Annotated in this window: 23 protein-coding genes; 10 read left to right on the forward strand and 13 right to left on the reverse strand. The window is 40.5% G+C overall.

Annotation, left to right across the window (positions count from 1 at the left end; translation table 11 throughout):
• Positions 1-496 precede the first annotated feature (496 nt).
• Both nadB and BCY91_RS01420 read left to right on the forward strand, forming a co-directional pair.
• Entirely contained in the window at positions 497-2,086 is a 1,590-nt protein-coding gene (gene nadB / locus BCY91_RS01415) for an L-aspartate oxidase (protein ID WP_120180220.1), read from the forward strand.
• The gene (locus tag BCY91_RS01420; protein WP_120180221.1) at positions 2,086-2,595 is read left to right on the forward strand and encodes a gamma carbonic anhydrase family protein; all 510 of its coding nucleotides are present in this window, start codon (positions 2,086-2,088) and stop codon (positions 2,593-2,595) included. Before nadB ends, BCY91_RS01420 begins: the two co-directional genes overlap by 1 nt.
• A gap of 9 nt (positions 2,596-2,604) precedes the next feature.
• On the opposite strand, the gene BCY91_RS01425 is transcribed toward BCY91_RS01420, so the two are convergent.
• The 6 genes from BCY91_RS01425 to BCY91_RS01450 are packed head-to-tail and all read right to left on the reverse strand — an operon-like array spanning position 2,605 to position 9,772.
• Positions 2,605-3,006, reverse strand: coding sequence for a rhodanese-like domain-containing protein (locus tag BCY91_RS01425; RefSeq protein ID WP_120180222.1), 402 nt, complete (start codon positions 3,004-3,006; stop codon positions 2,605-2,607).
• A gap of 9 nt (positions 3,007-3,015) precedes the next feature.
• A complete protein-coding gene (locus BCY91_RS01430) occupies positions 3,016-3,588 on the reverse strand; it encodes an NADPH-dependent FMN reductase (RefSeq protein ID WP_120180223.1) in 573 nt (190 codons plus the stop codon).
• Positions 3,589-3,617: 29 nt separating this feature from the next.
• On the reverse strand, positions 3,618-5,291 hold the full coding sequence (locus BCY91_RS01435; RefSeq protein ID WP_245988971.1) for an Ig-like domain-containing protein: 1,674 nt from the start codon (positions 5,289-5,291) through the stop codon (positions 3,618-3,620).
• Between the two features lie 54 nt (positions 5,292-5,345).
• Positions 5,346-7,208 carry a tRNA uridine-5-carboxymethylaminomethyl(34) synthesis enzyme MnmG gene (gene mnmG / locus BCY91_RS01440; protein WP_120180225.1) on the reverse strand — a complete coding sequence of 621 codons (1,863 nt, stop codon included), beginning with the start codon at positions 7,206-7,208 and terminating at the stop codon, positions 5,346-5,348.
• A gap of 54 nt (positions 7,209-7,262) precedes the next feature.
• The gene (locus tag BCY91_RS01445) at positions 7,263-9,119 is read right to left on the reverse strand and encodes an ABC-F family ATP-binding cassette domain-containing protein (protein WP_120180226.1); all 1,857 of its coding nucleotides are present in this window, start codon (positions 9,117-9,119) and stop codon (positions 7,263-7,265) included.
• Positions 9,116-9,772, reverse strand: a complete 657-nt coding sequence (locus BCY91_RS01450) for an NAD(P)H-binding protein (protein ID WP_120180227.1) — start codon at positions 9,770-9,772, stop codon at positions 9,116-9,118. The genes BCY91_RS01445 and BCY91_RS01450 overlap by 4 nt, the downstream gene beginning before the upstream one ends.
• Before the next feature lie 82 nt (positions 9,773-9,854).
• Between BCY91_RS01450 and BCY91_RS01455 the strand changes: the two genes are divergently transcribed.
• Positions 9,855-10,565, forward strand: a complete 711-nt coding sequence (locus BCY91_RS01455; protein ID WP_120180228.1) for a pirin family protein — start codon at positions 9,855-9,857, stop codon at positions 10,563-10,565.
• A gap of 59 nt (positions 10,566-10,624) precedes the next feature.
• On the opposite strand, the gene BCY91_RS01460 is transcribed toward BCY91_RS01455, so the two are convergent.
• A complete protein-coding gene (locus BCY91_RS01460) occupies positions 10,625-11,899 on the reverse strand; it encodes an MFS transporter (protein ID WP_182995274.1) in 1,275 nt (424 codons plus the stop codon).
• Between the two features lie 166 nt (positions 11,900-12,065).
• Here BCY91_RS01460 and BCY91_RS01465 point away from each other — a divergent pair, with 166 nt between their 5' ends.
• Positions 12,066-13,232 (forward strand): hypothetical protein, encoded by a 1,167-nt coding sequence (locus BCY91_RS01465; protein ID WP_182995275.1) that lies wholly within the window; start codon positions 12,066-12,068, stop codon positions 13,230-13,232.
• Positions 13,233-13,285: 53 nt separating this feature from the next.
• On the opposite strand, the gene BCY91_RS01470 is transcribed toward BCY91_RS01465, so the two are convergent.
• Both BCY91_RS01470 and BCY91_RS01475 read right to left on the reverse strand, forming a co-directional pair.
• Complete coding sequence (locus tag BCY91_RS01470) at positions 13,286-14,851, reverse strand: MFS transporter (protein WP_120180231.1); 1,566 nt, start codon at positions 14,849-14,851, stop codon at positions 13,286-13,288.
• Positions 14,852-14,854: 3 nt separating this feature from the next.
• On the reverse strand, positions 14,855-15,517 hold the full coding sequence (locus tag BCY91_RS01475; RefSeq protein ID WP_120180232.1) for a bifunctional 4-hydroxy-2-oxoglutarate aldolase/2-dehydro-3-deoxy-phosphogluconate aldolase: 663 nt from the start codon (positions 15,515-15,517) through the stop codon (positions 14,855-14,857).
• Between the two features lie 216 nt (positions 15,518-15,733).
• On the opposite strand from BCY91_RS01475, the gene BCY91_RS01480 reads away from it, so the two are divergent.
• Both BCY91_RS01480 and BCY91_RS01485 read left to right on the forward strand, forming a co-directional pair.
• Positions 15,734-16,759, forward strand: coding sequence for a sugar kinase (locus tag BCY91_RS01480; RefSeq protein WP_120180233.1), 1,026 nt, complete (start codon positions 15,734-15,736; stop codon positions 16,757-16,759).
• Positions 16,760-17,094: 335 nt separating this feature from the next.
• Complete coding sequence (locus BCY91_RS01485) at positions 17,095-17,544, forward strand: YhcH/YjgK/YiaL family protein (RefSeq protein WP_120180234.1); 450 nt, start codon at positions 17,095-17,097, stop codon at positions 17,542-17,544.
• A gap of 74 nt (positions 17,545-17,618) precedes the next feature.
• Here BCY91_RS01485 and BCY91_RS01490 read toward each other — a convergent pair whose 3' ends face one another.
• The 3 genes from BCY91_RS01490 to BCY91_RS01500 all read right to left on the reverse strand — a co-directional run bounded on the left by BCY91_RS01490 (position 17,619) and on the right by BCY91_RS01500 (position 21,084).
• Positions 17,619-18,299 (reverse strand): hypothetical protein, encoded by a 681-nt coding sequence (locus BCY91_RS01490; RefSeq protein ID WP_120180235.1) that lies wholly within the window; start codon positions 18,297-18,299, stop codon positions 17,619-17,621.
• Positions 18,300-18,390: 91 nt separating this feature from the next.
• On the reverse strand, positions 18,391-19,665 hold the full coding sequence (locus BCY91_RS01495; protein ID WP_120180236.1) for a glucose-1-phosphate adenylyltransferase: 1,275 nt from the start codon (positions 19,663-19,665) through the stop codon (positions 18,391-18,393).
• Between the two features lie 6 nt (positions 19,666-19,671).
• Positions 19,672-21,084, reverse strand: a complete 1,413-nt coding sequence (locus BCY91_RS01500) for a glycogen synthase (protein ID WP_120180237.1) — start codon at positions 21,082-21,084, stop codon at positions 19,672-19,674.
• A gap of 418 nt (positions 21,085-21,502) precedes the next feature.
• On the opposite strand from BCY91_RS01500, the gene thiL reads away from it, so the two are divergent.
• From thiL to BCY91_RS01520, 4 genes are all read left to right on the forward strand, one after another.
• Positions 21,503-22,552, forward strand: a complete 1,050-nt coding sequence (thiL, locus tag BCY91_RS01505) for a thiamine-phosphate kinase (RefSeq protein WP_120180238.1) — start codon at positions 21,503-21,505, stop codon at positions 22,550-22,552.
• 3 nt (positions 22,553-22,555) lie between these two features.
• Entirely contained in the window at positions 22,556-23,017 is a 462-nt protein-coding gene (locus tag BCY91_RS01510; protein WP_120180239.1) for a MaoC family dehydratase, read from the forward strand.
• A gap of 6 nt (positions 23,018-23,023) precedes the next feature.
• The gene (locus BCY91_RS01515; protein ID WP_120180240.1) at positions 23,024-24,316 is read left to right on the forward strand and encodes a sensor histidine kinase; all 1,293 of its coding nucleotides are present in this window, start codon (positions 23,024-23,026) and stop codon (positions 24,314-24,316) included.
• A gap of 193 nt (positions 24,317-24,509) precedes the next feature.
• Positions 24,510-25,823 (forward strand): ammonium transporter, encoded by a 1,314-nt coding sequence (locus BCY91_RS01520; protein ID WP_120180241.1) that lies wholly within the window; start codon positions 24,510-24,512, stop codon positions 25,821-25,823.
• Here the strand turns inward: BCY91_RS01520 and BCY91_RS01525 are convergent.
• Complete coding sequence (locus tag BCY91_RS01525) at positions 25,820-26,332, reverse strand: MepB family protein (RefSeq protein WP_120180242.1); 513 nt, start codon at positions 26,330-26,332, stop codon at positions 25,820-25,822. The genes BCY91_RS01520 and BCY91_RS01525 overlap by 4 nt on opposite strands.
• Positions 26,333-26,334 lie beyond the last annotated feature (2 nt).

Below are 26,334 nucleotides of genomic sequence, written 5' to 3' on the forward strand. Positions count from 1 at the left end.
ACTGTAATAACAATTAATCTTTTTTATAAAAAGAAAACTATTATTTATTAGTGTGTTAGTTTAGTGTATAAATCAGCTCGTTTTTATTTTGATTTATGCTTGTTTAAAAGATATTAACAAATTATTAACAGTCTGATTAATGTAACAGATTGATTACTAACTTATATTAGTGATGCAAATAAAACATACATTTTTTTTACCGTTGAATTTAATAAAACTAAAACCGTTAGTTACTTTTAATTCTGTGTAGAGTAAAAACGCAAAGTTCTGTTTTAAAATGTTGGTAAGTGATGATATTAGACATTTATTAAAACTTTTCATTATTTGTTTACACAAAATTAACACCTTTATACAGTTTATTAACAACAAGCGCTCTTAAAGCTTTTTTATTTCTTTTATTTTAGATGAAACCCAAACGTTTTTCGCTTTTAAAATACCTTTTAAATGCCAATAACCTATACCTTGGTTTCAATATTACGCTTAAATATTCAGTCAGATGAAAAATGTGGATTACCTAGTTATCGGTTCTGGTATAGCTGGTTTAAGTTTTGCCCTAAAGGCTGCCCAACATGGTAAGGTTTTGATAGTTACCAAAGCTAATGAAGATGAATCTAACACGAAGTATGCGCAGGGTGGGGTAGCCGTGGTTGTGGATAAAGTTGGGGATTCTTTTGAAAAACACATTAGCGATACCTTAATTGCAGGTGACGGCTTATGCCATAAGGATATTGTGGAAATTGTGGTGAAAGAAGGACCCGATAGGATAAACGAGATTATAAAATACGGAACCCAGTTTGATAAAGACTCCGGAGGGTTTTATGACTTAGGAAGGGAAGGCGGCCACTCTGAAAACAGGGTATTGCATTATAAAGATGTAACCGGTTTTGAAATTGAAAGGGCGCTTTTGCACGAAATTCACCAGAATCCTAACATTGAGATTTTGACCCACTATTTTGTGGTGGATTTGATTACTCAACATCACCTTGGCCAACATGTAACACGGCATTCGTCGGATATACGCTGTTTTGGTGCTTACGCTTTTGATACAAAAACGGGTAAAGTAGAAAAGTTTTTATCAAAAATTACGCTTTTAGCTGCAGGCGGTGCGGGGCATATTTACAGCTCTACAACCAACCCTACTATCGCTACGGGCGATGGCGTTGCTATGGCTTATCGCGCGAAAGCGAAAGTAAGAAATATGGAGTTTATCCAGTTTCATCCTACGGCATTATATAACCCGGGCGAGTATCCTTCATTTTTAATTTCCGAAGCGGTGCGCGGTTTTGGCGGCGTGTTAAAGAGGGCCAATGGAGAAGAATTTATGTACGAGTATGATGAGCGGGGTTCTTTAGCACCGCGCGATATTGTTGCACGTGCTATTGATAATGAGATGAAAAAATCTGGACATGATTTTGTTTATCTCGATATTAGACATCGCAAAAAAGAAGATATTTTAAACCATTTTCCAAACATTTACGCTAAGTGCTTGTCTATCGGCTTGGATATGACTAAAGACATGATTCCGGTAACGCCTGCCTGCCATTATATGTGCGGGGGTGTGATGGTTGACGAGCACGGACAGTCTTCTTTAGAAGGTTTGTATGCTTGTGGCGAGGTAACTTCTACAGGTTTACACGGCGCTAATCGTTTAGCCTCTAATTCTTTATTGGAAGCTTTAGTTTTTGCGCACAGAAGCTATATTTCATCCAGCAGCAAATTGGCCGGTATGACTATTCCAGAAGGCATACCAGATTGGAATGATAAGGATACGCAACTTTCTAACGAAGATATTTTAGTGACCCATAATGTTAGGGAAATGCAGAAGATGATGAGCGACTATGTGGGGATTGTTAGGTCTGATTTTAGATTGGAACGTGCCATGCGTAGGTTACGTTTGTTATACGAGGAAACTGAGGATTTTTATAAAAAAACAAAGCTTTCTGTAAAATTGTGTGAGCTACGAAACCTTATCCAAGTAGCTTATATCGTAATAAAATCTGCCACAGAGCGTAAAGAGAGTAGGGGATTGCATTACACCACAGATTATCCAAAACATCAGTCGCAATTAAAAGATACCGTTTTATAATGCCTTTAATATTACCAGTAAAAGATAAATTGCCACAATGGGGCGAACACTGTTTTATAGCCGATAATGCCACAATTGTTGGCGACGTTAGTATGGGCCAGCATTGCTCTGTTTGGTTTAACGCGGTGATTAGGGGCGATGTAAATAGCATTACCATTGGTGATTATACCAATGTTCAGGATGGAGCCGTAGTCCATGCAACGTATCAAAGGGCATCAACGCAGATTGGTAGCTACGTATCCATAGGTCATAATGCTTTGGTGCACGGTTGTACTTTAAAAGACAAAGTTTTGGTGGGTATGGGCGCTATAGTAATGGATAAGGCTGTGGTGGAAGAATACTGCATTATAGCAGCGGGTGCTATAATTTTAGAGAACACAGTATGCGAGTCCGGATATCTATATGCCGGCGTACCTGCAAAAAAAATTAAACCCTTAACAGCCGAACAAAGAGCTATGTTGGAGCAATTGCCCCACAATTATGTGATGTATGCCGGTTGGTTTGAGTAGAATCAAAGTCTAGTCTTTGACTGTGCTTTGTATAGGCAAAGCATCGGCTATCCACTGCGTAATACCACCATCTAATTCGTAAATGTGCACAAATCCCAATTTTCGCAATTCATCTGCCGCTAGGGCGCTTCTTTTACCGCTACGGCAATAGAGGTAATAGCTCTTGCTTTTGTCTAAAGCGCTAGCTTGTTTAACAAACGCAGTATCTTTTACGTTAAGGTTTATCGCTTTAAAAATATGATTTTCCTTGTATTCTTCTGGCGTTCTTACGTCTATTAAAACAGCATTGGTTTGTGTTTTTAAGCTATCAGAAAATACTTTACTGGTTAGTAGGTGTTGTTCTTTTTCTTGTGCCTTAACTGTTACGGTGGCGCTTAAAAGTAATAATACAGCTAAAATAAACCGTTTCATATTTGACTTTTAAGGATTTTCGCGCATTTGTTTTAAAGCTTTCGTCCATCGCAGTAGGGCATTTAACATGGCATTTGCGCTTTGTTCTAAACGTTCATTGCCGGTAAAAATGCCTTGTTCATTAAGCATGGTGGTGAACATTGGGATGTTTACCGCTTGCGGAATGGGCATCATCCCTAAAGTGGTAATTACAGGTTTTAGCTCTTGCACAGCACGCATCCCTCCAGATAATCCGCCGTAGCTCACAAACGCCAAGGGTTTTTCTGCCCATTCTAAAGACAGGTAATCTAAAGCATTTTTAATGGTTGCTGGGTAGCTGAAGTTATATTCTGGCGTTACAATAACGTAGGCATCTGCGGCGTCTATGCTTTTGCTCCAATTTTTTGTATGTTCATGCTTGTATTTTTTAAGCCGTGGGTGTTCTTCCTCATCAAACAGCGGTAAATCGATTTGCTTAAGATCCAAGACTTCAACTTCAAAATCGCTGTGTTCCTGGGCAATTGTGCTAAACCAATCAGCTACGGCTGTGCCTTTGCGCCCTTGGCGCGTGCTGCCAATTATTATTTTCAGTTGATATGCCATAATGTTTTGTGTTCAAAAATTAATCCAATTTAAAACTCCGCGGGAATGGTCAAACTCTCTTCTCTGTCCCAATTGGCGCGTGTTACTATCTCTTTATCAAAAATGTACACCTTCTCGGGTTGTGTTTTAGTGCTTATATTTCCGGTATCAAATACCCCATTGTTGTTGGCATCTTCTATCACTTTTACGCGGTATTTGTTGGTGGGTATATATTGGTAATGAAGGGTAGTATTTTCTGTAATCCTATTTTCCCGATAGATATCACCTTTTTCATTGATAAGCTGTATCACGTAATTTTTTGCGCTATCAGCTTTTGATATTTTTAGGTCTAAATTGCCGTAGTTTTCTATTTCATCTAATTCAAAGCTTAGTTTCAGCTCTTTATTTGTGGTTCCGTATATATCGGTTATTGCATCGTCCTCAAAAACCAAATTGTACTTTTTCTTAGTACGCCACGGGTAGCTAAGTTCATATTTGCGTTCGGACGGAACTAATTTTCTAAATTTTAAGCCTTCTAATCGTGTAGAATCCACGTAAAGCGCCACTTTGCTGTCATTAATATTAGCGATGGGATAGTTGAAAGTAATGGTCAAAGGTCGTTGGGGAGCTATTTTTCCGGCAGACAGGTTAGTATTAAATAAAATGGTTCTTTTATACTCGTCTTTTTGGCTACGGCGCAGCACAACCGTATCTAACGGCATTTTATTTTCATTGATTTGCACTTTTAGCGAATCAAAAGTCATTTCTCTTAGCCAAATAGATACACTGTCGCCTTTTGATGTAAAGTCTATGATAGGGTCTTTGATATCATTTGAGCCGATAAAATTGATAGAAGGATTATCGATGGGGCGGTTGAAATTCAAGAATATTTTGCCGTCATTTTCTATTTTACGGTCTAAGGTCCTAAAACGCGATGGCACTTCTTTAAATAGCTTTAAAACAATCCCATTGGTGTCTTTGTTAAGGTATATAGAATCTCGCAGAAAAGCTATTTCTTCATCTGGCGAGTTATATATCCTATCGGCGCCTTTCTCTTTTAAGGCGTAAATTCTGTAATCATTTTCTTTAAGGTTTTTTAGCGCGAAATTTCCTGCACTATCTGTTGTGGTGTATATAGACGGTTTCTTTTTTCCGAAAATAGAATCTCTGCTAACAGGAATAATAAATACAGTAACTTCTTTTTCTTCTTTATTATCATTTGAGTTGATGACCTTACCTCGTATTTGTAAAGAGTCAAGCTGATCCCCGGTGGCAAAAACAAAGCTGTAGTTTTTTAAAATATTAGATTCGTTTACGTCTTGTATCGCCTTGCCAAAGTTAATGGTGTAAGTGGTGTTGGCTTCTAAAGAATCTTTAAAATTGATGACCAGGGTTTTCTGTTTAATTTTTAACTGAGGCGGAATTTCTTGCGCTGGCGAAATGCTTACTTCGCTATACTCATTGCTCAACTTAAAATATTCGTCAAAGGTTATTTCTATTTTATTCCCTTTAAAGTTTCGGCTTAAGTTTTTTGGATTTTCATTCAAAACTTTTGGTGGAACCTGATCTCGCGGGCCGCCCTGCGGTGTTTGTAAGCTTGCACAGGCCGCCAGGGTTAAAACGCCTACAAGTACGAGTAAAAAAGCGCTGTTTTTTTCGGTTTTTGAAATAAGGCTATTTTTAAGCGATTTAAGAGTATTTAGGCTTTTCCGGATTAACATCATTAAAATTTAAAAATATTAGCTTAAATCAATTTTATGTAAATTATTGATAATCAGTTATTTATTGATATAAACCATTAAAACTGAAATGTCTGATGGACTTACGCCAGAAATTCGCGAAGCTTGTCCCAGTGTTCTCGGTTTTATACGGATAAGTTTTTCTCGGGCTTCTTTTGAAAGTGATTGAAGTTGGTTATAGTCAAAATCAGGATTGATTTCTTTGTCTTCCATTTTTCTCATCTTATCTACAATCTCCAGCTCTTTTTCAAAATAGCTATCGTATTTAATTTTTATCTCTGCCTGCTCAATAGTTTCTTTGTCAAAAGCAGAAAGATAATCGGAAAAATCTGCAGACATTTCTTTAAGATTGGAGATGCTTATTTGAGGTCGGCCCAATAAATTTGCCAGTTTAGTACTTTGGTTTACTTCAGTGGTGCCTAAATTAGCCAAAATAGGGTTTGCCTTATTTTTATCTACCGAATTTGTTTTAGCGTATTTTATGATGGCTTGTGCGTTCGCCAGTTTTTCTTCTACCTTTTTCATCCGCATATTGTCTACCAAACCTAATTCAAATGCGATAGGCGTTAACCGCTCGTCGGCATTGTCTTGCCTTAAAAGCAAGCGGTGTTCTGCCCTAGAAGTAAACATACGGTAGGGCTCGTCGGTGCCTTTGGTTACCAAATCATCAATTAAAACACCGATGTACGATTCGGACCGCTTTAAAATTAACGCTTGTTTTTCCTTTATTTTTTGATGCGCGTTTATACCAGCTACAAATCCCTGCGCGGCCGCTTCTTCGTATCCGGTAGTGCCGTTTATTTGCCCGGCAAAAAACAGATTTTGTACGAGCTTAGTTTCTAAACTTAAATCTAGTTGGGTTGGCGGAAAAAAGTCATATTCTATAGCATATCCGGGGCGGAACATCTTCGCCTTTTCAAAGCCGGGAATTTTAGTGAGTGCTCGGTACTGTACGTCTTCTGGCAGGGATGTCGAAAATCCGTTTACATAAATTTCCACAGTGTTCCATCCTTCTGGCTCTACAAAGATTTGATGTCTTTCACGTTCAGCAAAGCGGTTAATTTTATCTTCTATAGAGGGGCAATACCGTGGACCCAAACCTTTAATTCTACCGGTAAACATTGGAGATTTTTCGAAACCTTCTCTCAATGTTTCATGTACTTCGCCATTTGTATAGGTTATCCAACAGCACCTTTGTTGCAATGGTGTAACAGTGTCTGTAAAAGAAAACTTGCCCGCTTTTTCGTCTCCCCACTGCTCTTCCATTTTTGAATAATCCAAAGAACGTCCATCTACCCTCGGTGGCGTACCGGTTTTCATTCGGCCAGCTGTAAATCCAAGTTCTACCAGTTGCTCGGTTATACCGGTAGCGGCGCGTTCCGCAGTTCGCCCACCGCCCATTTTTTTCTCTCCTATATGGATAACACCATTTAGAAACGTTCCGTTGGTAAGCACTACTGCGTCAGATGCTATTTCGATACCTAAAGATGTTTTAACGCCACAAACCTTTCCGTTTTTAACCAAAATGCCAACTACCATGTCTTGCCAAAGATCAATATTTGGGTTTCGTTCTAAGGTCAATCGCCATTCTTCAGCGAAACGCATCCGGTCTATCTGAGCGCGGGGCGACCACATTGCTGGCCCTTTCGATCTGTTCAGCATCCGGAACTGTATCATGGTTTGATCCGATATAATTCCAGATTTGCCTCCCATCGCGTCAATTTCGCGCACGATTTGTCCTTTTGCTACACCGCCCATAGCTGGGTTGCAACTCATTTGGGCTATGGTACCCATGTTCATGGTGATAAGCAGAACGCTCGAGCCTAAGTTTGCCGCCGCGCTTGCCGCTTCGCAGCCCGCGTGCCCCGCGCCTACTACAATTATGTCGTATTTTTGAAACATATATTTTGTGATGTTTCACGTGGAACAAAAGGTTAATGTTTCACGTGAAACCTGTTAATTTTCTTTTTCACTTAGCTCTAACCAGCGATTGCTTTTTTGGTCGAGTGTTAAATTTTTTTCTTCTATTTGTTTTGCAAGCTCCATTATCTCTAAATGGTCGCTCATATGGCTCAGTTTTTCGGTTAAACTGTTTATTTCCGCTTCTAGTGTAGCTATTTCAATTTCTGCGTTTTCTAGTTCAAGTTTTTCTTTGTAGCTTAATTTTGTGGTAGAAACGGGCTTAGGAGGAGCGGGTGTTTTAAAATCGGCCTTTTTTGCCTCCTGTCGCTCTTGTTCTATTTCAAATCTATAAGAGCTGTAATTGCCGTTGTAAATCCGCACGTTTCCGTTGCCCTCGGTAATAAATAGTTGTTCTGAAAGCTTATCTACCAAATACCTATCATGTGAAACAATAATTAGCACGCCGCTGTAACTTTCCAAAAATTCTTCCAAAACGTTTAACGTGTCAATGTCCAAATCATTTGTCGGCTCATCCAAAATCAAAAAGTTTGGACTTTTCATCAACACCTTCATTAAGTGTAAACGTTTTTTCTCTCCGCCACTTAGTAAACTAACAAAACCATGCTGTTTTTTGGGCGCAAACAAGAAATGCGTTAACAGTTGCGATGCCGAAACCGTAGAGCCGTCGGACAAAGTAATGTATTCTGCAATGTTTTTTACCACATCAATAACGCGTTCATCTTCTTTAAACGATAGCCCGCTTTGGTTATAGTAGCCGAATACGGTAGTTTCGCCCTTTGTTACCTTGCCTGCATTGGGCGCAAGTAATCCGGTAATTATGTTTAGCAACGTGGATTTACCGCTACCATTTTTGCCCATTAAACCAATACGGTCGCCTTTTTTAAATACATAGCTAAAATCAGTGACGATAGGCGTCTTATTAAACGATTTTTTAATGTGGTCCAGCTCAAGTATTTGTTTGCCTTGGCGGCTTACTTTTACATCTAATTGTATGCTTTCTTGTTTGCCCTTACCCTTTGTTTTTTCTTCTAAATCATAAAAAGCATCAATCCGGGCTTTAGATTTAGTTCCGCGCGCTTGCGGCATCCTCCGCATCCACTCTAACTCCTTTTTTAATAGATTTTTATTTTTTGCGAGACTAGCCTCGTCGGCCAAAGTTTTTTCGGCTTTCTTCTCAAGATAATATGCGTATTTACCTTTGTATTGACTTATTTCTCCAGCCTCTAACTCTATAATTTGATTACAAACATTATCTAAAAAATAACGGTCGTGCGTTACCATTAAAATAGTTTTTGCGCCCGTAGTCAAAAAATTCTCCAACCATTCAATAGTATCTATATCTAAATGGTTGGTTGGCTCATCCAGTACGTAAACATCCGGCTCATCTATCAATAATTTAGCTAAACTCAAACGTTTTTTTTGTCCGCCAGATAATGTGGAAATCTGCTGATCTAAATTGGTAATGCCAAGCTGGCTTAGTATAGTCTTAATTTTATGCTCATACTCCCAAGCCTCCAAATCGCTTAGCTTCTGCGTCAAAAGATTTATTTGCTCTAAATCTGGCTCCGGATTATTCAAGAGTAATTCATAAGCTTTAATAAGCTGTTGTTGCTGGTTATCTATGCTAAAGATAAAATCGCTGATGGTTTGGTTCGATGCAAATTGAGGATCTTGCTCCAAATAACCGAAGCTAATGTCTTTTGCTTTAACAACTTTCCCCTCTAAAGGCTTTATTTTTTCTGCCAATAGCTTTAATAGGGTAGATTTGCCAGCGCCGTTTGGCCCAACTAAAGCAACGCGTTGCCCTGACTGTAAACCAAAAGTGAGGTTTTTAAATAACCAATAATCATTAAATGCGTAGCCTAATTGCTCTGCAGAAACTATACTCACGATAATTGTTTTATCTCTTCAGAATTAAAAATATAGGTGCCTTGTTTTTGTTTAACAGCTTGGTTCAGCATTGCTAATGCCACTTGTTTTGCGCTGATACTCCGATATTTTTTTAGCGGACCGCGCAAAAGCGGATTAACGACTTTCATCGCGGCAATCATCCATCTCTCCAAAGGCCGGTTTTCATTACGTTTCCCAACCAATAAAGAAGGGCGGTAAATGTTTAAGTTTGAGATTCCCACACTTTCCAACGCTTCTTCCACTTCTCCCTTTAATTTAGTGTAAAAATTGCCCGAATGTTTATTGGAGCCCATAGCACTTACCACATGAAATTGTTGCACGTTTTGTTGCTTAGCAATGTGGGCAAAATGTAGTGGGATATGGTATTCAACATACCTATACTGCTTTTTATCAGGCCTGTTTTTATTTGTGGTGCCTAAACAGCTAAAAATAACATTAACGCCTTGAGGCAATGTTAACGTGTTTAAATCTTTAAAATCTGTGACAATCTGATGCAACTTATTATGGCTAATTGGCAGTTTCTTGCGTACATAAATATAGATGTCGGCAAATGCTACATGATCCAGCAATAAAGCCAATAGTTCCGCTCCCACTAATCCGCTAGCACCCAAAACAACCGCATTCAACTTCATTTTACAAAACAAAATAACGTGCAAAAATACATAATAATATTTGGAATAATTTTTGTATGTTTAAACATCTAGTTTTTAGGTCATGAAAAAAATCATTCATCCAGCCAATGAAAGAGGAAGCAACAGCTTTGGTTGGTTAAACAGTAAGCACTCTTTTAGTTTCGGGCATTATCATCATCCACAAAAAATGGGTTTTGGTTTATTAAGGGTATTAAATGACGATCAGGTACAGCCCGCTATGGGTTTTGCTACGCATGGTCACGCCAATATGGAGATTGTGAGCATTCCGCTTTCGGGAAGTTTAAAACATAAAGACAGTACGGGGCGCGAAGAAATTATTAAAACCGGCGAGGTGCAAATCATGTCGGCCGGTTCTGGCATACAACATTCCGAATTTAACGCTTCTAAAGAGGAAGTAGTAGAGTTTTTACAGATCTGGGTTTTTCCTGATAAAGAAAACTTAGCGCCGGGATACCAACAAAAATCATTTGCAGATGCGCTCAAGCCAAATGAGTTATTAACCATCGTATCGCCAGAAGGAGCCGGTGCGGCCGTAAAAATAAATCAGCAAGCCTGGTTTTCTTTGGCAGATATAGATCCAGACATCGAGTTAAACTATAATTTGCACCAAAAGCAAAACGGTTTGTATGTGTTTGTAATAGAGGGCGCTATAAAAATTGCCGAAACGCAGTTAAACCGCCGCGATGCGCTGGGATTGGAAGACGTAAACGCCGTAACCTTAAACGCAACCGAAAAAGCCAAGGTGTTGCTGATAGAAGTGCCCATGCAATAAAATTTGTGGTTGATTTAATTAAAGCCGTGCGATGAATTTTCGCACGGCTTTTTTGTAGGTCAAATGCGTTCCATTTTCCCCAAACCAAAGTGAAGCACTAAAAACACAATAAAATACCAACACCCAGCTATGGCAAAGGCATAGGTATAAGCGCTACCGCCGCTATGGGTGAGCGAATTTCCTAAAGCATAATCACTCACTGCAGCGGTGAGATAACCTACCATGCCTCCAATACCCACCACAGAAGCTGTGGATTTCTTTGGAAAAATATCTGGCACTAAACTGAATAAATTTGCCGACCATGCCTGGTGCCCGCCGGCGGCCAAAGCAATGAGCAACACCGCTACCCAGGCGTTTTGCGTTTGCGGTGCCCAAACTACGGGTAATATCAAAACTGCGGCTAGCATCAAAGCGGTTTTTCTGGCGCGATGCGTTGCTACGCCTTTTTGAATTAAAAAAGAGGAAAACCAACCACCTAAAATGCTCCCGACATCGGCTAATAAATAAATTACGATAATAGGTAAGGCTAAGCCGGTTAATTCTAAACCGAAATTTTTGTTTAGAAAGAAGCCTCCCCAAAATAAATAGAAAAGCCATATTGCATCGGTGGTTTTGGCAAAGGCAAAAATCCATGTAGCTTTCCATTTTGTTACTTTTGCCCATGATGTTTTTTCTTCACCATCTTGCGCAAGCTGTTCTTCTTCCGTGATGTAATTAAGTTCGCTTTCACTTAATTTGGGGTGCTTTGCAGGATGCTGATAGGTTTTAAACCAAAGTACAACCCAGACCGCACTTAATACCGAGGTCATTAAAAAAGCATACTGCCAACGGGTACCATCATCGGCCACTAACAAACTAATGAAAAGAGGCGCCAAAATAGCTCCCACATTTGAACCCGCGTTAAACAGTCCGGTGGCGTAAGCACGTTCTTTCTTGGGGAACCATTCTGCCACGGTTTTTATAGCTGCCGGGAAATTGCCAGCTTCGCCAAAACCCAACCCTAACCGGGCTAAAGCAAAGCCTATCCATCCAACAGATTTGTTAACGAGGGCGTGCGACATCCCGAACAGCGTCCATATCACAATAGCCACCGTGTAGCCTATTTTTGTTCCGTATTTGTCAATGAAAGCGCCCATTAACAGCAATCCTACGGCATAGCCAATTTTAAAAGCAATCTGGATATTGGCATAATCCAGATCTGTCCAATGAAATACATGATTTTTTAAAGTAGGACCTAAAAACCCAATTACGCTGCGGTCCATGTAATTAATTACTGTTGCCATAAAAAGCAAGCTAAGCACCTTCCAACGGTACTTTCCTTTTGGTTTTTCCATTTTATCGAAATTTAGTTTATAAGGTTTTCGCAAACGTTTGCGATGGTAGGCAAGAAGGTGTTTGTAGCCGAAACAAAAAAGTGAATAACGGTTAATTAACTTGTTAAAAATAGCTGTTGATGAAGTATATTGCCCGCTGAAACTAGCCATCATATTTCTCTTAAAAATGGACGATAAACTCTTGGAAAGGGTTTTAGAGAGTAAGACCTTTGCACAGAAAGAAGCACAGAAAGGGTTGCTGAAATTCTTGTTTGATGCTTCTTTGCAAAAAAAACATTTAAAGGAAGCCGATATTGCCATCGGTTTTTTCAACCGGGCGCAGTTTGTGCCCGGCGATGATACCATTGTGAGGGTAAGCGTGCATAAACTACGCACGCAGCTAGAAAAATATTATGCCGACGAAGGCAAAAAAGACAAGTTTATTTTAGAAATCCCACGGGGCAGCTACCTTATTGCGATAAAAGAAAAGCCACGCAAGTTAGGCGCAAAAAAGCCTTTAAGAAATCCGGTAGTTTGGGCGCTGGCAATTATTGCAGCAGGTTCTGTTTTGGTAAACCTTTATTTATTTTCTACTTCACAGAAAGCTAGGCATTATAATAATGTGATTTGGGGCGATTACCTAAAGGCACAAAGCCCGGTTTTTATCACCTTGGGCAACCCCTTTTTCTTCCATGTAAAGCAAGCTGGCGGTAAAGACTGGATGGTAAGGGATTTGGAGATAAACTCTAAAGATGAGCTGGCAAAAGCTCAGCAAATTCACCTGCAAGAACCAAAAAATGATATATCTGAGCTAAACTACCCCTATTTTTCGCGAAATAATTTATGGCCTTTGCCAAACTTAATAGGTTTTTTTGCGAAAGCAGATAAAGAAGTCAGGTTGCAAACCTTGTCTGAATCCAATATTGATGATATCAAAAATAACGACGTCATTTTTATAGCCAACATCAACTCTTTTGGGTGGATGGATAAGTTTTTGTCTAAATCGCACATTAGCATCAGCGCGCATCCGCGCAGTATTTCTTATATCCAGGGTGAGAGGAAGAAAACGTTGCAGGTGCCCGAAGTGGTAAAAGGCAATTATGTTGATTATGCTTTCATCGTAAAAACTGCCGGGCCTAACAATAATTTAATAACGCTCATGGGCGATTTCCACGCCACAGGTCTGCGCGGACTTACCAGCTTTATCAATAACAGCAAAGTTTGGAAAGTAAAAAGCTCGGAAATTACTAAACGTTATGGAGCATTCCCTACCTATTTTGAGATGCTGGTAAAAGTAACCAGTTATAACTATTCTGATTTTGATACCGAGCTGATTTATTTTAAGCAATTATAAAAAAAGCCGGGGATTAAAAATCCCCGGCTTTACTATCTAATATGAGCTATTGCTTATAAATCTGTAATCGGTTTGTATTTAGGCACCAAAGCCTTCATTACCGCCCAGCCAATTAAATAACATACCCCGCATACGCAAAATATAATCATATAACCGCTGTTAATCCCGTTTACTACTTCTTGCCCAGAGGCAGCTAAAGACTTCAAGAACGCGTCCAAGTTAGGGCTGTTTTGTGCTTTTAAGAAAGCCTCTCTGCTTGCTTCGTTTTGCAGCTCCGGATATTTCTCCAGCAAATTTTGGCCGTTAACGGTACTCCAGTTACGTTGCGAAAAATCGAACAGTAAACCCGAGCCTTTATTAATTAACGTAGAGCCGATACCACCAGCTAAACCACCGATACCGGTAATGGTCGCAATAGCTTTTTTAGGAAACATATCGCCTACGGTAGTAAAAATATTGGCGGACCATGACTGGTGCGCTGCACCTGCAATACCGATGATGATTACCGGCAACCAGTAAGATACGTGTCCTAAGGGTTGCGCTACCAAAGCTAACAACGGGAAAAAGGCAAAAATCAACATCGCTTTCATTCTTCCGGCATACGGGTGCATCCCTTTTTTCTCCACAAAATAGGTTGGCAACCAGCCACCACCAATAGATAATAAGGTAATGGCATACAGGATAAACAAAGGGAAAGCCGCTTGTGTAGAGTCCATTCCGTAAACCGAGCTTAAATAAGCCGGTGTCCAAAATAAGAAAAACCACCATACGCCGTCCGTCATAAACTTACCAAAAGCAAAAGCCCAAGTTTGGTTGTACTGGAAGCACTTCCACAAAGAAACTTTAGTTTTAGTTTCAGCAACGTAACCTTCTAACTTACTGTCCGCAATTTCATCTTGGTTAATGTATTCCAGCTCATGTTCGTTAACACGGCGATGCTTTTCGGGTTTGTCATACATAAATACCCAAAAGCCCATCCATACAAAACCTAATGCACCGATAATGATGAAAGACATTTCCCATCCATACCAATCTGCAATAAACGGAATAGTTAGTGGAGCCGCCAAAGCGCCCACTGTAGCACCGGCATTAAAGATACTGGTAGAAAAAGCACGGTCTTTTTTCGGGAAATACTCTGCAGTAGCTTTAATAGCGGCCGGAAAGTTTCCAGCCTCGCCCACTGCTAATACAAAACGTGCAAATATAAATAAGGTAACACTTACAGAAATTACCAATCCCGTATCGTTGACCAGGCGGATAGCCTCTTTTGCGCCTTCAAAACCTACAAACCAGTTTCCGGTGGTGATACCCGAGGTGGCAATACCGCAAAAAGCGTGTAAACAAGCACCTACAGACCAAACACCAATTGCCCAAAGGAACCCCTTTTTGGTGTCCATCCAGTCCACAAAACGGCCTGCTACTAATAAAGAAACGGCATAAAAAAGAGAGAATAACGCGGTAATGTTACCGTAATCGTCATTTGTCCAGTGAAACTCAGGCGCTATAAAGTCTTTCCAAGTTAAGGAAAGCACCTGCCTGTCCATGTAGTTAATGGTGGTTGCAAAAAATAAAAGCGCACAGATTGTCCATCTGTAGCTCGTCATTTTTCCTTTCGTCATGATTTATTTTTTAATTGATTTAATTACGGCAAGCACCTCCTTGGTGTTTTTCGCCAATAGCTCATAATTAGAGTTTTCCATAATGTCTTTGCTAATCAGCTTACTGCCCATACCTACGGCACAAACACCCGCTTTAAACCAGCTTGCAATATTTGCCTCGCTTAAATCAACACCGCCTGTAGGCATAAACAGCTGGCCTCTAAATAATTCTTTGATAGATGAGATAAACTCTTGGCCTAAAATATTTGCCGGGAAAATCTTAATTAAGCCAGCTTCGTATTTTTGTGCCAAGGCAATTTCTGTCGGCGTCATACAGCCCGGAATCCATAAAATGCCTGCTTTGTTAATTAACTCCGCAACTTCCGGAACCACAATTGGACAAACAATAAAATCCGCACCGGCATCAATAAATTGTTGTGCCTCTTCTGTAGTTTTAATGGTACCAATACCCAGTTTAAGCTCGGGCATTGATGTTTTTGCCACCTCTTTTAATTTTTTAAAGTTGGCAAGCGCCTCTTTTCCTCTATTGGTGTACTCAATTACACGTACGCCGGCATCATAAACAGTTTGTGTTAGCTCAACACTTTTTTGTTCATCAGCATGGAAAAATAAAGGAAGCATACCTTGGTCGGTAATTGCCTTAAGAAGCATAGATTTTGTATCCATTTTTTAAAAATATTAGGTTTTTTATTAAAAAGATAACTAATGTAGAGATTAAAAGGCAATTACCGGCAATCCAGGCCTTATTAATTTACGCAATCGATACCGATGATTTTTAGGTAAAAAATCTTTTTAAGTGGGCATTAAGTGTACTTTTGATTTCTTATAGCTAGCAATTTTTACAAACCAAATATTTTTTATTTACTAAACAATAGCAAAGCGATGTCAAAAAAAGTCGTAACCCTTGGAGAGATCATGATGCGATTATCTACTCCAGATTTCAAAAGATTTGTGCAGAGTGATACATTCGATGTAACATACGGAGGCGGTGAGGCCAACGTAGCGGCTGCCTTATGCAACTATGGTTTAAACGGAACATTTGTTTCTAAAGTGCCTGATACCGCAATCGGACAAGCGGCTATCAACCACTTACGCCGTTACGGTGTGGATACAAAACATGTAGCCAGAGGTGGTAAAAGATTAGGAATTTACTTCTTAGAAACCGGTGCTTCTATGAGAGCTTCGCAGGTAATTTATGACCGTGCGGATGCGTCTATCGCAGAGGCTGATGCTTCTGAATTTGATTGGGATGCTATTTTTGAAGGTGCAGATTGGTTCCACACAACCGGTATTACACCTGCGCTAAGCGATAAATCTGCTGCTTTAACTTTGGCCGCCTTAAAAGCCGCTAAAGAAAGAGGCGTAACCACCAGTATCGACCTTAACTACCGTAAAAAACTGTGGAGTAAAGAAAAAGCACAAAAAGTGATGACCGAGCTTTGCCAGTATGTTGACGTTTGTATCGGTAACGAAGAAGATGCAGAAACCAGCTTAGGCTTTGTGAGCAAAGGTACAGACGTAACCAAAGGAGAACTAAACCTTGACGGTTTTAAAGACGTTTGCAAGCAGATGAAAGAAAAATTCAACTTTAAATACATCGCATCAACCCTTAGAGAAAGCCACAGTGCTTCTGATAACGGATGGAGTGCTTTAGTGTACGATGGTAACGAATTCCACCACACTAAAGAGTACAATGTACGTATTGTTGACCGTGTAGGTAGTGGCGACTCTTTCGCTAGCGGTTTCATTTTTGGTTTAGTAACCGGAAAATCAATGAAAGACGCAGCAGAATTTGGTGTTGCAGCTTCTGCATTAAAACACACCATCCCTGGCGATTTAAACCACGCTACACTTTCTGATGTGGAAGGTTTAGTAGGTGGCGACGGTTCTGGCCGTGTACAGCGATAATAAAAGTTCATTAGTTAATTAGTTCATTAAGTTCATCAGCTGAATTAGTATACAGGCCAGTGGGCAATTAGTGAAAAATTAAACGCTATTAAACAAAAGAAAAAGTCCATAATCAATATTTGATTCATGGACTTTTTTTTGGATATTGATAAAACGCTTTTAGTTAAATAAGTTTGAATGTGTGAAGTATAGAAGATACCGATCGACTACTTGCCACTATACAAATCCCTAATGAACCAATGACCAATGAACTAAATAGCCACAACGAAAATCCCCTAATGAACTAATCACCGTTACGCAATCCCTAACAAACTAACCCCTAACAAACTAACAACATGATTATAGACACTTTAGCAAACGCAGAAAAATACATTGGTGTGCATCCGCTTTTTGCGCAGGCATTTCAGTACATTAAAAGCACCGATTTAGCAACAATTGAAGTAGGCAAATACGAGATAGCCGACGGTTTAAAGGCCATTGTTTCTGATAAGCCAGGAATGACTGCCGAAGAATCTGAAGCTAAGTTTGAGTGCCACAACAATAATATCGATATCCAGGTTTGCATCCGTGGCACAGAGCATATCGGTTGGAAAACCAGAAACGAGTGCAAAGACCAAAAAGGCGAATACAACCCAGAAAAAGATGTGTTGTTTTACAACGATAAGCCCACCATGCAGTTTACACTTAACGACAATCAATTTGTAGTGTTTTTTCCAGAAGACGTACATGCACCTATGATTGGCGAAGGCAACATCAAAAAAATGGTGGTGAAGGTGCGCAAATAAGTTGCGCCCGCTAAAAGCAAAAAAACCGATGGCTTTGTTTATTGCCACCGGTTTTTTTATGCGGTTTTTTGCCGTTAAAAGGTATAGCCTAAGCTTATGCCGGCATAATAAGGGATAAAGCCACTGCTGTTAAAAACAGGGGTAAAGCCACCCCTAAAAGAAAAGCCACTATTTACCGGCTGTAAACGGTACATAAAGGCCATTGTGCCAATTACGGTACTGCCACTTCCAAAAATTTCGCTGTCGCTGTTTTCATCTAAACTGGCGTAGGTTGCACCCAAGCCTATCTCAAAAAAGTTTTTGCCGTCGCCTAAAAGGTAATTCAATGAAACAGGTAAGGTAAATAAAGTTACGCCATCGGCGCCAAGCAAACCGAAGCCCACCCGGCCGCCTATACCATTACGTTTTTTGCTAAAACGCGTATCGTAATTTGCGGTAAATAATAAGCCTTGTGCGCCAATTTCTACAAATACGTTTTGCGCCCGTTTTCCGTCGGCAACTTTACTTTTCGAATCAGTAATCGTAAAACTGTCGCTTGTTCCGTTCTCGTAAATAATTTTGCTTACCGCAGATTTATAAATATTGTACTGTGGACCGTTTAGGTTATTAAACAGTTTATATTTAATTTCTTGGTTACCAATTTCTAAAACTTTTGCTTCGATAACTTCGCCGTCGGTTCTGTAAATTTTGTCTTGTGCCAATAAGCTGAACGGAGTTAAAAGTAATAATGCAAGTAATGGTTTTATGATTTTCATTGACGTTGGTTTTTTAGTCAATGATAAATAAAAAAAATAATAAAGCCCTGCTTTCTATCGAAAACAGGGCTTTATTGCTTAAAATGATCGTTTAAGCGCCTATTACAGTTCCGTCTGGAATGTACGCGCTTTTTTTAATTACAATAATTCCTTCTTTTACGGTATGCGTTTCGGCATCAGAATCTGGCAGGTGCGAACCACCTTTAATGACCACGTTATTGCCTATGTAACAGTTTTTATCAATAATGGCATTTTCTATCACGCAGTTTTCACCAATGCCGGTTAAAGGCTTATGCGCCGTGGCTATGCCGTTAATTTCTTCTAATGTTTGGTAATAATCGCAACCCATAATATAGGCGCCGTTTATTTTAGTGCCTTTGCCAATGCGGCTGCGGATACCAATTACCGCTCTTTTAATTTCTTCGGCATGGATGATACAGCCATCTGCAATAATTACATTTTCTAACCGCGTACCGCCCAGTTTGCTTGGGGGCAACATCCGTGCGCGCGAATAAATAGGATCCCGCGCAAAAAGGTTAAATTCCGGAATATCATCGGTTAAGCCCAAATTGGCCTCAAAAAACGAATCAATGTTACCAATATCTGTCCAGTAACCTTCGTATTGGAAGCTGATGATTTTGTTTACCCCAACGGCATCTGGGATAATCTGCTTGCCAAAGTCGTGTCGGTCGTTACCTTCCAACATATTGATTAGGATGTCTTTATTAAACAGGTAAATACCCATCGAGGCCAAGTAGTGGCGTCCGGCGGCCTTCATCTCATCGCCCACCTCAGACTCCCAGCCTATAATTTTCTCGGCATTCGGTTTTTCGGTAAAGCAAGTGATGTTTAAGTCGGCATCGGCTTTTAAAATGCCGAAGCTAGTGCCATCTTTGGCGTTAACCGGTATAGTGGCTATCGTAATTTCGGCGCCTTTTTCAATATGGTTTTTAATCATCACACTAAAATCCATCTGGTAAAGCTGGTCGCCAGAAAGGATAAGTACGTATTCAAAATCGTGCTGTTTAATGTGGTGCAGGCTTTGGCGTACCGCATCTGCCGTACCTTGGTACCAAGCGGTATTGCTGGGCGTTTGCTCGGCCGCCAAAATATCCACAAAAGCGTGGCTAAAGAAACTAAAGTTATAGGTGTTTTTAATGTGTTTGTTTAACGATGCCGAGTTAAACTGGGTAAGCACGTACATGCGTCGCAAGCCCGAGTTGATACAGTTGGAGATGGGGATATCCACCAAACGGTATTTTCCGGCTATTGGCACAGCTGGCTTGGATCGGGTGGCCGTTAACGGGGATAACCGAGAGCCTTGGCCTCCGCCCAAAATGATGGAAATAACTTTAGATTCGTACATAGTTTTTTATTTTAAGCTGTTATATAATTCTATATAGGCGGCGGCAGACTTATTCCAAGAAAAATCTAGTTCCATCATTCTTTTGCGGACTTGGTTTAGCTTTTTGCTGTCGTTATATAAATGCATTGCGCGGTCAATGGCGTGCACCATTTCCATGGTATCTAAGTTATCAAATCTGATACCATATCCGTTGCTTTCGCCGATATCAATAACGGTATCTTTTAGCCCTCCTGTAGAGCGTACAATAGGTACCGTACCGTAGCGTAACGAGTACAGTTGGTTTAGGCCGCAAGGTTCCACGCGCGAGGGCATCAAAATAAAATCGGCACTGCCGTAAATCTGGTGCGATAGCGCCTCGTCATAACCTATAAAGCAATTAAAATTGCGCAGGTAGCGCTGCACTTCTTCTAAACTCATTTCTATGGCTTTCTCGCCCGAACCTAAAATCAAGAAATTGAGTTCGGATTGGTGCCGCAAAAAAACCTCGCGCACCAGCTCTACCAACATGTCGGCCCCTTTTTCGATGACTAAACGGCCAATAAAAGTGAACAGCGGTTTGCTGGGGTCCAAGTTAAAGCGTTCGCATACGGCAGCCTTATTGACGGCTTTTGCTTCGTTTACGTTTGTGCGCTGGTAATGGTGCGTTAACATAGGGTCTGTAGCCGGATTCCAAACCTCTACATCAATGCCGTTTAAAATGCCCTGTCCTTTTCCCTGCTCTATCTCAAACAAAAACTCTAGCCCGTGCGCGTGGTGCTTTATTTCTTCCAGGTAACTTGGCGAAACGGTGGTGTATTTCCAACAGCATTTTATCGCGGCAGCCAAAGGGTTTATACAATTGTTCCATTCTAACACACCACCGCTTTCGGCACTTACTTCTGGCAGGTAATGAAATTTTTCCCAGCCCATCCAACCTTGGTATTCGCCGTTGTGGATGGTGAAAACGCTGGGCGTTTGCGCTAGAGCAAGATATTTGTTAGAGTATTTAATAAGGAACGGAACCAAGCCCGTGTGATGATCGTGACAATGGAAAACATCAATTTTTTTGCCGGTGGCGATAATCCAATCTAAAACTGCCAGTTGGAAAGCTACAAACTGTTCGGTTTCATCTGGGTACGAGTAAATCTCGGGCCGATCCAGCAGTTCGGGGATTTTTACGAGGTATAGCTCAAAGCCTAAGGTGTTGTTCTGCTCTTTTAAAACTTGGAAATCAAAACTCCGGTAACCCAATTTGGAAGAAGCCTGATAAACTGTTTCAAACTGATGGCTTTGGCTAAACTTACGGTCATAAAAAGGCATAGCCACCATAGCCTGCACGCCTAAACCGACTTGGTATTTGGGCAATGCGCCTACAACATCGCCTAAACCGCCGGCTTTTGCCACCGGATAGCACTCCGCACTTAAATGTAAAATATTCATGGTTTATATATAAATCAAGGTAGCGATTTAAAAAGTGAAAAGTAAAAATTAAAAAGCAAAAATTATTGCTCCGTTTTGCCCCGAGGCATCTCGCAGACTTATTCTTAGCAAGAAAAATGCAGTTTTCATTTATAACACGTTAAAAAATGTATATGCCTTATGATGTAAAGACTTTAGAAATGAAGCATAACTTATTTACACTTCACCCGCACTTCACCCGGACATAGCCCGGACTGTACCCGGACGTTACCCGTATAAATCGCGGGTAAGGTCTTAGTTAGGTACGGGTAAAGTCCGGGTTATTATTGAACGTCTGCCGGTGGAGGGTCGGATTAGAAATAGGTTGGTTGGGCACATATATTTTATTTAACCCGCTATTTAAAAGGCATTATTTAACTTTGCGAAAAAAGAATTAAAAATGTTTGAACAGCGCGAGAAGACAGAACTAGCCAATTTAGGAGAATTTGGCCTGATAAAACATTTGACGCAACACATCAAGCTCAACCAAAAAAGCACGGTTAAAGGAGTGGGGGACGATGCGGCCGTGCTCGACTTTGGCAATAAAAAAACCCTAGTTTCAACGGATATGTTGTTAGAAGGCATACACTTCGATTTGGCTTTTACCCCATTAAAGCACTTAGGCTATAAAGCTATCCAAGTAAACTTGAGCGATATTTACGCGATGAATGGCACGGCCAGCCAAGTTACGGTATCCATCGGGCTGTCCAGTAAATTCCCTTTAGAGGCGGTGGAAGAACTTTACGAAGGAATGCTGCTGGCTTGCAAAAAATATCAGGTAGATTTAATCGGTGGCGATACCACCTCGTCTAAACAAGGATTGGTAATTTCGGTGACCAGCATCGGCTATGCCGAAGAAAAAAACATTTGTTACCGTAACGGCGCCGAAGAAGGTGATTTAATTTGTGTTTCCGGCGATTTGGGCGGGGCTTATGTTGGTTTGCAATTGCTGGAGCGCGAAAAGCAGGTCTTTTTAAGCAACCCAAACATACAGCCAGATTTAGAAGGAAAAGACTATATTGTAGAACGCCAACTAAAACCCGAAGCTAGGATTGATATTGTAGATTTATTAGCCAAGCTGGAGATAAAACCGACATCCATGATTGACGTATCAGACGGTTTAGCTTCAGAAATTTTGCACATCACCAGCCAATCTAAAAAAGGCTGTAAAATTTACGAGGAGAAAATCCCTTTGGATCCTATGACGGTGGATACGGCGCGTGAATTTGGTTTGGACCCAACGGTTTGTGCTTTAAGCGGCGGCGAAGATTACGAACTTTTATTTACAATTAAGCAGGCCGATTACGATAAAATGAAACATGATGTGGATATATCCATCATCGGTTATATTACTGAAGAGAGCGCGGGAAATTATTTAATTACAAAATCTGGAAATATACACGAGCTAAAGGCCCAGGGTTGGAACGCATTTAAATCTACAACAGCATAAGATATGATTACGATTAAAAATCACGCGGAGTTTGAATCTTACCTAGGGCAAGAGCTGGGCGTTTCGGAATGGCATCAGATAAGCCAGCAACAGATTAACCTTTTTGCCGACGCTACATTGGACCATCAATGGATACATATTGATGAGGAGCGTGCTAAAACGGACAGCCCCTTCCAAAGCACTATTGCGCATGGTTATCTAACGCTATCGCTTATCCCTTATCTTTGGAAACAGATTATAGCTATCCAAAACCTTAAAATGGAGATTAATTATGGGATTGAGAAATTGCGTTTTGCCCAAGCAGTAAAGGTAAATAGTCAGGTGCGTTTAAAAGTCCGTTTAGCGGCTATAGCAAATTTAAGAGGCGTAACCCGCGCAAATATTGCTATCGAGTTAGAAATTAAGGACGAGAAAAAGCCCGCGTTTACCGGCGAAGCGGTTTTCCTTTATCACTTCAACGCCTAAGCATTTATGAAAAGTTTGTCTCGCTTTCTTTGCCGTTTACCAAAACTGTTTATCGGCAGCGAGACGGATTTTTCATTGGAGCACCGCATATTCCACATCTTTTCTTTTTCGGTTTGTCTTACTACCGTACTTACCTTTTTTGTAAACGTAACGCTCGGGTTTTTTGAGTCGGCTATTATTGGCATTATTGTTTGCCTGATACAGGGGGTAATACTATACATTAGCCGGGTAGAGCGTAAATTGAATTTGGCGGTTGCCATTACCGGTGTAGAGCTACATTTGGCGCTTATATTAAGCTACTTTACCAATAGCGGCATTGCGGGGCCTACGGCCTTGCTGTTGTTGGGTGTTTTATATCTTATGACCTCCGTAGCGCATAAAAAACGCTTGCTGTTTTGGATTGTGCTAAATGTGCTAACTGTTGGTGGTTTATATTATGCGGAGTACAGCCGGCCAGACACGATACTGGTGAGTTACCACACGCGTGCGGCGCAGTACATAGACAATTTAGCTACTTACATTTTGATATTGGTGTTAATGAGCATCAGTATTTTTTATACCCGCCGCGCCTATAACAGGCAACGCGCTAATTTGGAAGAAAAAGCCACCGCCCTTGAGCAGCTAAACGCCAGTAAAAATAAGCTTTTTTCTATTGTATCGCATGATTTGCGCGCACCCGTTGGCGCTGTAAAGCAATACTTGGATTTTTTAAGAACTAATGAGTTAAGTGCCGAGGAGCGAAAAACCATCGAAGACGCTTTAATTAAATCAACAAATGATGCTTATGAGCTTCTAGATAAGTTGCTGATTTGGGCAAAAGGACAATTGGGCGGGACCCGAGCCCATTTGGTTTCTTTAGATGCAGCCGTGAGTTTAGCCAATTTGTTAAAACAAGTAGAAGAAAAAGCCAACGAAAAGCAAATTAGCTTTAAAAGTAGTTTTGCCTGTCCGCGCATATTGGCAGATGAACACATGTTAAACCTAATTATTCGCAACCTGTTATATAACGCCTTAAAGTTTTCTGAAGTTGGCGGAGAAGTGTCTTTGACGCTTAGCGTAGAAAACGGAGAAGCCCTTTTTAAAGTGACAGATAGTGGCATGGGCATTTCGTTAGAAAACCAACAGAAGATATTTTCTTTAGATGTTCAATCCACCCTCGGTACACATAAAGAAAAAGGAACCGGTTTGGGGCTTTTGCTTTGTAAAGAATACGCCGGTTTGCAAAACGGCGCCATCTGGTTCTATTCCGAGCCTAAAAAAGGAAGCGTTTTCTATCTTTCTTTGCCTTTATCTGCTTAGTTCTAAAAAAACATCTTCTAAATTGTAATAAAAAGGAATTATTGGAGATTGTTTGCTCTAAATTCCGTAAAATTCAACCATATTTTGTTGTGGTTTGTGGTAAATATTAAAATTTAATACAAAAAAATCAATAAAGGCTTCTTTTTTTTAGTTTGGTTAGATACTTTTGTCTAAGTTTTTTAATAAAATTGAAATGGCAAAGAAATTATCTAAAATACCCTTCGTTTTTTTAGCGATTATTGTGATTGTGGGTCTTTTTTTTCCGAGTGTTCCGGCAAAAGTAGATACTAGTGCCTATAATTACTCGGATATAGCTTGGATGCTTACTGCATCTGCACTGGTTTTGATTATGACGCCCGGTTTAGCCTTTTTTTATGGCGGAATGGTGAATAAAAAGAACGTCATCTCTACCATGTTGCAAAGCTTTATATGCATGGCAATTATTAGCGTTTTGTGGATGGTTTTCGGCTTTAGCTTGGCGTTTGGAGATACAGTTGGTGGCATTATCGGAAATCCGGCCACCTTTTTTATGATGAACCACGTTATTGATGGCAAACCTTGGCCCTTGGCGCCAACTATTCCTTTAGTCCTTTTTGCGCTTTATCAGCTTAAATTTGCCATTATCACCCCGGCCTTAATTACCGGCGCTTTTGCAGAACGTATCCGCTTTATTTCTTACTGTCTGTTTATATGTTTGTTCTTCATCTTTATATACGCCCCTTTGGCGCACTCCACTTGGCACCCAGACGGGATATTGTTTAAACTTGGCGTATTGGATTTTGCGGGCGGAACGGTAGTGCACATGTCTGCCGGTTGGGCGGCTCTAGCATCGGCACTATATCTAAAAAAACGTAGCGAGCCTAATCATCAGCCGGCGCGGGTAACTTACGTTTTGTTGGGTACGGGCTTATTATGGTTTGGCTGGATTGGCTTTAACGGCGGTTCGGCCTATGCCGCCGGCGATTTAGCCTCCATCGCTTTAGCTAACACAATGGCGGCCTCGGCAGCAGCAGCTTTGGCCTGGATCTTCTTCGATTCATATAAAGGTCGTAAGCCATCCGCAATGGGTACATGTATTGGGGCAGTTGTTGGGTTAGTAGCTATTACGCCGGCGGCCGGTTTTGTAACCATCCCACATTCGCTAATTATCGGCGTAACAGCGGCAGTAGTAAGCAATTTAATTGTAGAGTGGCGTACCCGCACTTCTATTGATGATACTTTGGATGTTTTCCCTTGCCACGGCGTGGGCGGTATGGTGGGCATGTTGCTAACGGGCGTATTTGCCAACCAACATATTAACCCGGCAATTGAAAACGGTAACGGACTAATTTTTGGCGAAACGCATTTGTTTTTGGTGCATTTGCTGGCATTGGTTGGGGTTTCTGTTTTCGCTTTCGGCGGATCTTGGCTGTTACTGAAGCTGACAGATTTTATCAGCCCTTTGCGTGTTTCTTCCGAGGATGAAGATTTAGGTTTGGATATCTCTCAGCACGGCGAAAAACTTTAATTGTGTGTAGCAAGATTGCCGGTTGCCCAAATGGTATTGCCGGCAATTCTTTTAAAAAAATCGTTAGATTCCGGTTTATCCAAATCAACAAAATATACCATTTGCCATTTCTGCGTGTCGATGGCTTGCGCATTATCGGGCGAAACCCAAGGTGGATAAACCCTAAATCCTAATTTTCCGCCATTTCCGTTTTCAGAGATGATATTCTTTTCTAACAATACTGCTTTCGGAAAAACAAACAAACCATCCCAAACACCATCTTCACAAGCAATTAAAAGATAATCTAAGTTTTGAGATGCCAAGGGTACATTTTTATTTGCGACACTTTTATCCCAAATTGCTACAAAAGCGCCGATTTTTTTAGGCGTAACTTTGGCTTTTCTAAAAGCTACCTTATTTGATCCTACACAAAAGGTACATCCGCTGTAAGCGATGTTATCTTTATGCCACGCAAAATTCTCAATTTTTACTGCTAAAAAGGTTTCTAGTTGTTGCGGACTAAAAATCATGC

Source organism: Pelobium manganitolerans (genome assembly GCF_003609575.1).
Taxonomy (GTDB): Bacteria; Bacteroidota; Bacteroidia; order Sphingobacteriales; family Sphingobacteriaceae; genus Pseudopedobacter; species Pseudopedobacter manganitolerans.

Coding starts and splice junctions, on each gene's coding strand:
- nadB (WP_120180220.1), top strand. CDS start 497: ATGAAAAATGTGGATTACCTAGTTATCGGTTCTGGTATAGCTGGTTTA.
- BCY91_RS01420 (WP_120180221.1), top strand. CDS start 2,086: ATGCCTTTAATATTACCAGTAAAAGATAAATTGCCACAATGGGGCGAA.
- BCY91_RS01425 (WP_120180222.1), bottom strand. CDS start 3,006: ATGAAACGGTTTATTTTAGCTGTATTATTACTTTTAAGCGCCACCGTA.
- BCY91_RS01430 (WP_120180223.1), bottom strand. CDS start 3,588: ATGGCATATCAACTGAAAATAATAATTGGCAGCACGCGCCAAGGGCGC.
- BCY91_RS01435 (WP_245988971.1), bottom strand. CDS start 5,291: ATGATGTTAATCCGGAAAAGCCTAAATACTCTTAAATCGCTTAAAAAT.
- mnmG (WP_120180225.1), bottom strand. CDS start 7,208: ATGTTTCAAAAATACGACATAATTGTAGTAGGCGCGGGGCACGCGGGC.
- BCY91_RS01450 (WP_120180227.1), bottom strand. CDS start 9,772: ATGAAGTTGAATGCGGTTGTTTTGGGTGCTAGCGGATTAGTGGGAGCG.
- BCY91_RS01455 (WP_120180228.1), top strand. CDS start 9,855: ATGAAAAAAATCATTCATCCAGCCAATGAAAGAGGAAGCAACAGCTTT.
- BCY91_RS01460 (WP_182995274.1), bottom strand. CDS start 11,899: ATGGAAAAACCAAAAGGAAAGTACCGTTGGAAGGTGCTTAGCTTGCTT.
- BCY91_RS01465 (WP_182995275.1), top strand. CDS start 12,066: ATGGACGATAAACTCTTGGAAAGGGTTTTAGAGAGTAAGACCTTTGCA.
- BCY91_RS01470 (WP_120180231.1), bottom strand. CDS start 14,851: ATGACGAAAGGAAAAATGACGAGCTACAGATGGACAATCTGTGCGCTT.
- BCY91_RS01475 (WP_120180232.1), bottom strand. CDS start 15,517: ATGGATACAAAATCTATGCTTCTTAAGGCAATTACCGACCAAGGTATG.
- BCY91_RS01480 (WP_120180233.1), top strand. CDS start 15,734: ATGTCAAAAAAAGTCGTAACCCTTGGAGAGATCATGATGCGATTATCT.
- BCY91_RS01485 (WP_120180234.1), top strand. CDS start 17,095: ATGATTATAGACACTTTAGCAAACGCAGAAAAATACATTGGTGTGCAT.
- BCY91_RS01490 (WP_120180235.1), bottom strand. CDS start 18,299: ATGAAAATCATAAAACCATTACTTGCATTATTACTTTTAACTCCGTTC.
- BCY91_RS01495 (WP_120180236.1), bottom strand. CDS start 19,665: ATGTACGAATCTAAAGTTATTTCCATCATTTTGGGCGGAGGCCAAGGC.
- BCY91_RS01500 (WP_120180237.1), bottom strand. CDS start 21,084: ATGAATATTTTACATTTAAGTGCGGAGTGCTATCCGGTGGCAAAAGCC.
- thiL (WP_120180238.1), top strand. CDS start 21,503: ATGTTTGAACAGCGCGAGAAGACAGAACTAGCCAATTTAGGAGAATTT.
- BCY91_RS01510 (WP_120180239.1), top strand. CDS start 22,556: ATGATTACGATTAAAAATCACGCGGAGTTTGAATCTTACCTAGGGCAA.
- BCY91_RS01515 (WP_120180240.1), top strand. CDS start 23,024: ATGAAAAGTTTGTCTCGCTTTCTTTGCCGTTTACCAAAACTGTTTATC.
- BCY91_RS01520 (WP_120180241.1), top strand. CDS start 24,510: ATGGCAAAGAAATTATCTAAAATACCCTTCGTTTTTTTAGCGATTATT.
- BCY91_RS01525 (WP_120180242.1), bottom strand. CDS start 26,332: ATGATTTTTAGTCCGCAACAACTAGAAACCTTTTTAGCAGTAAAAATT.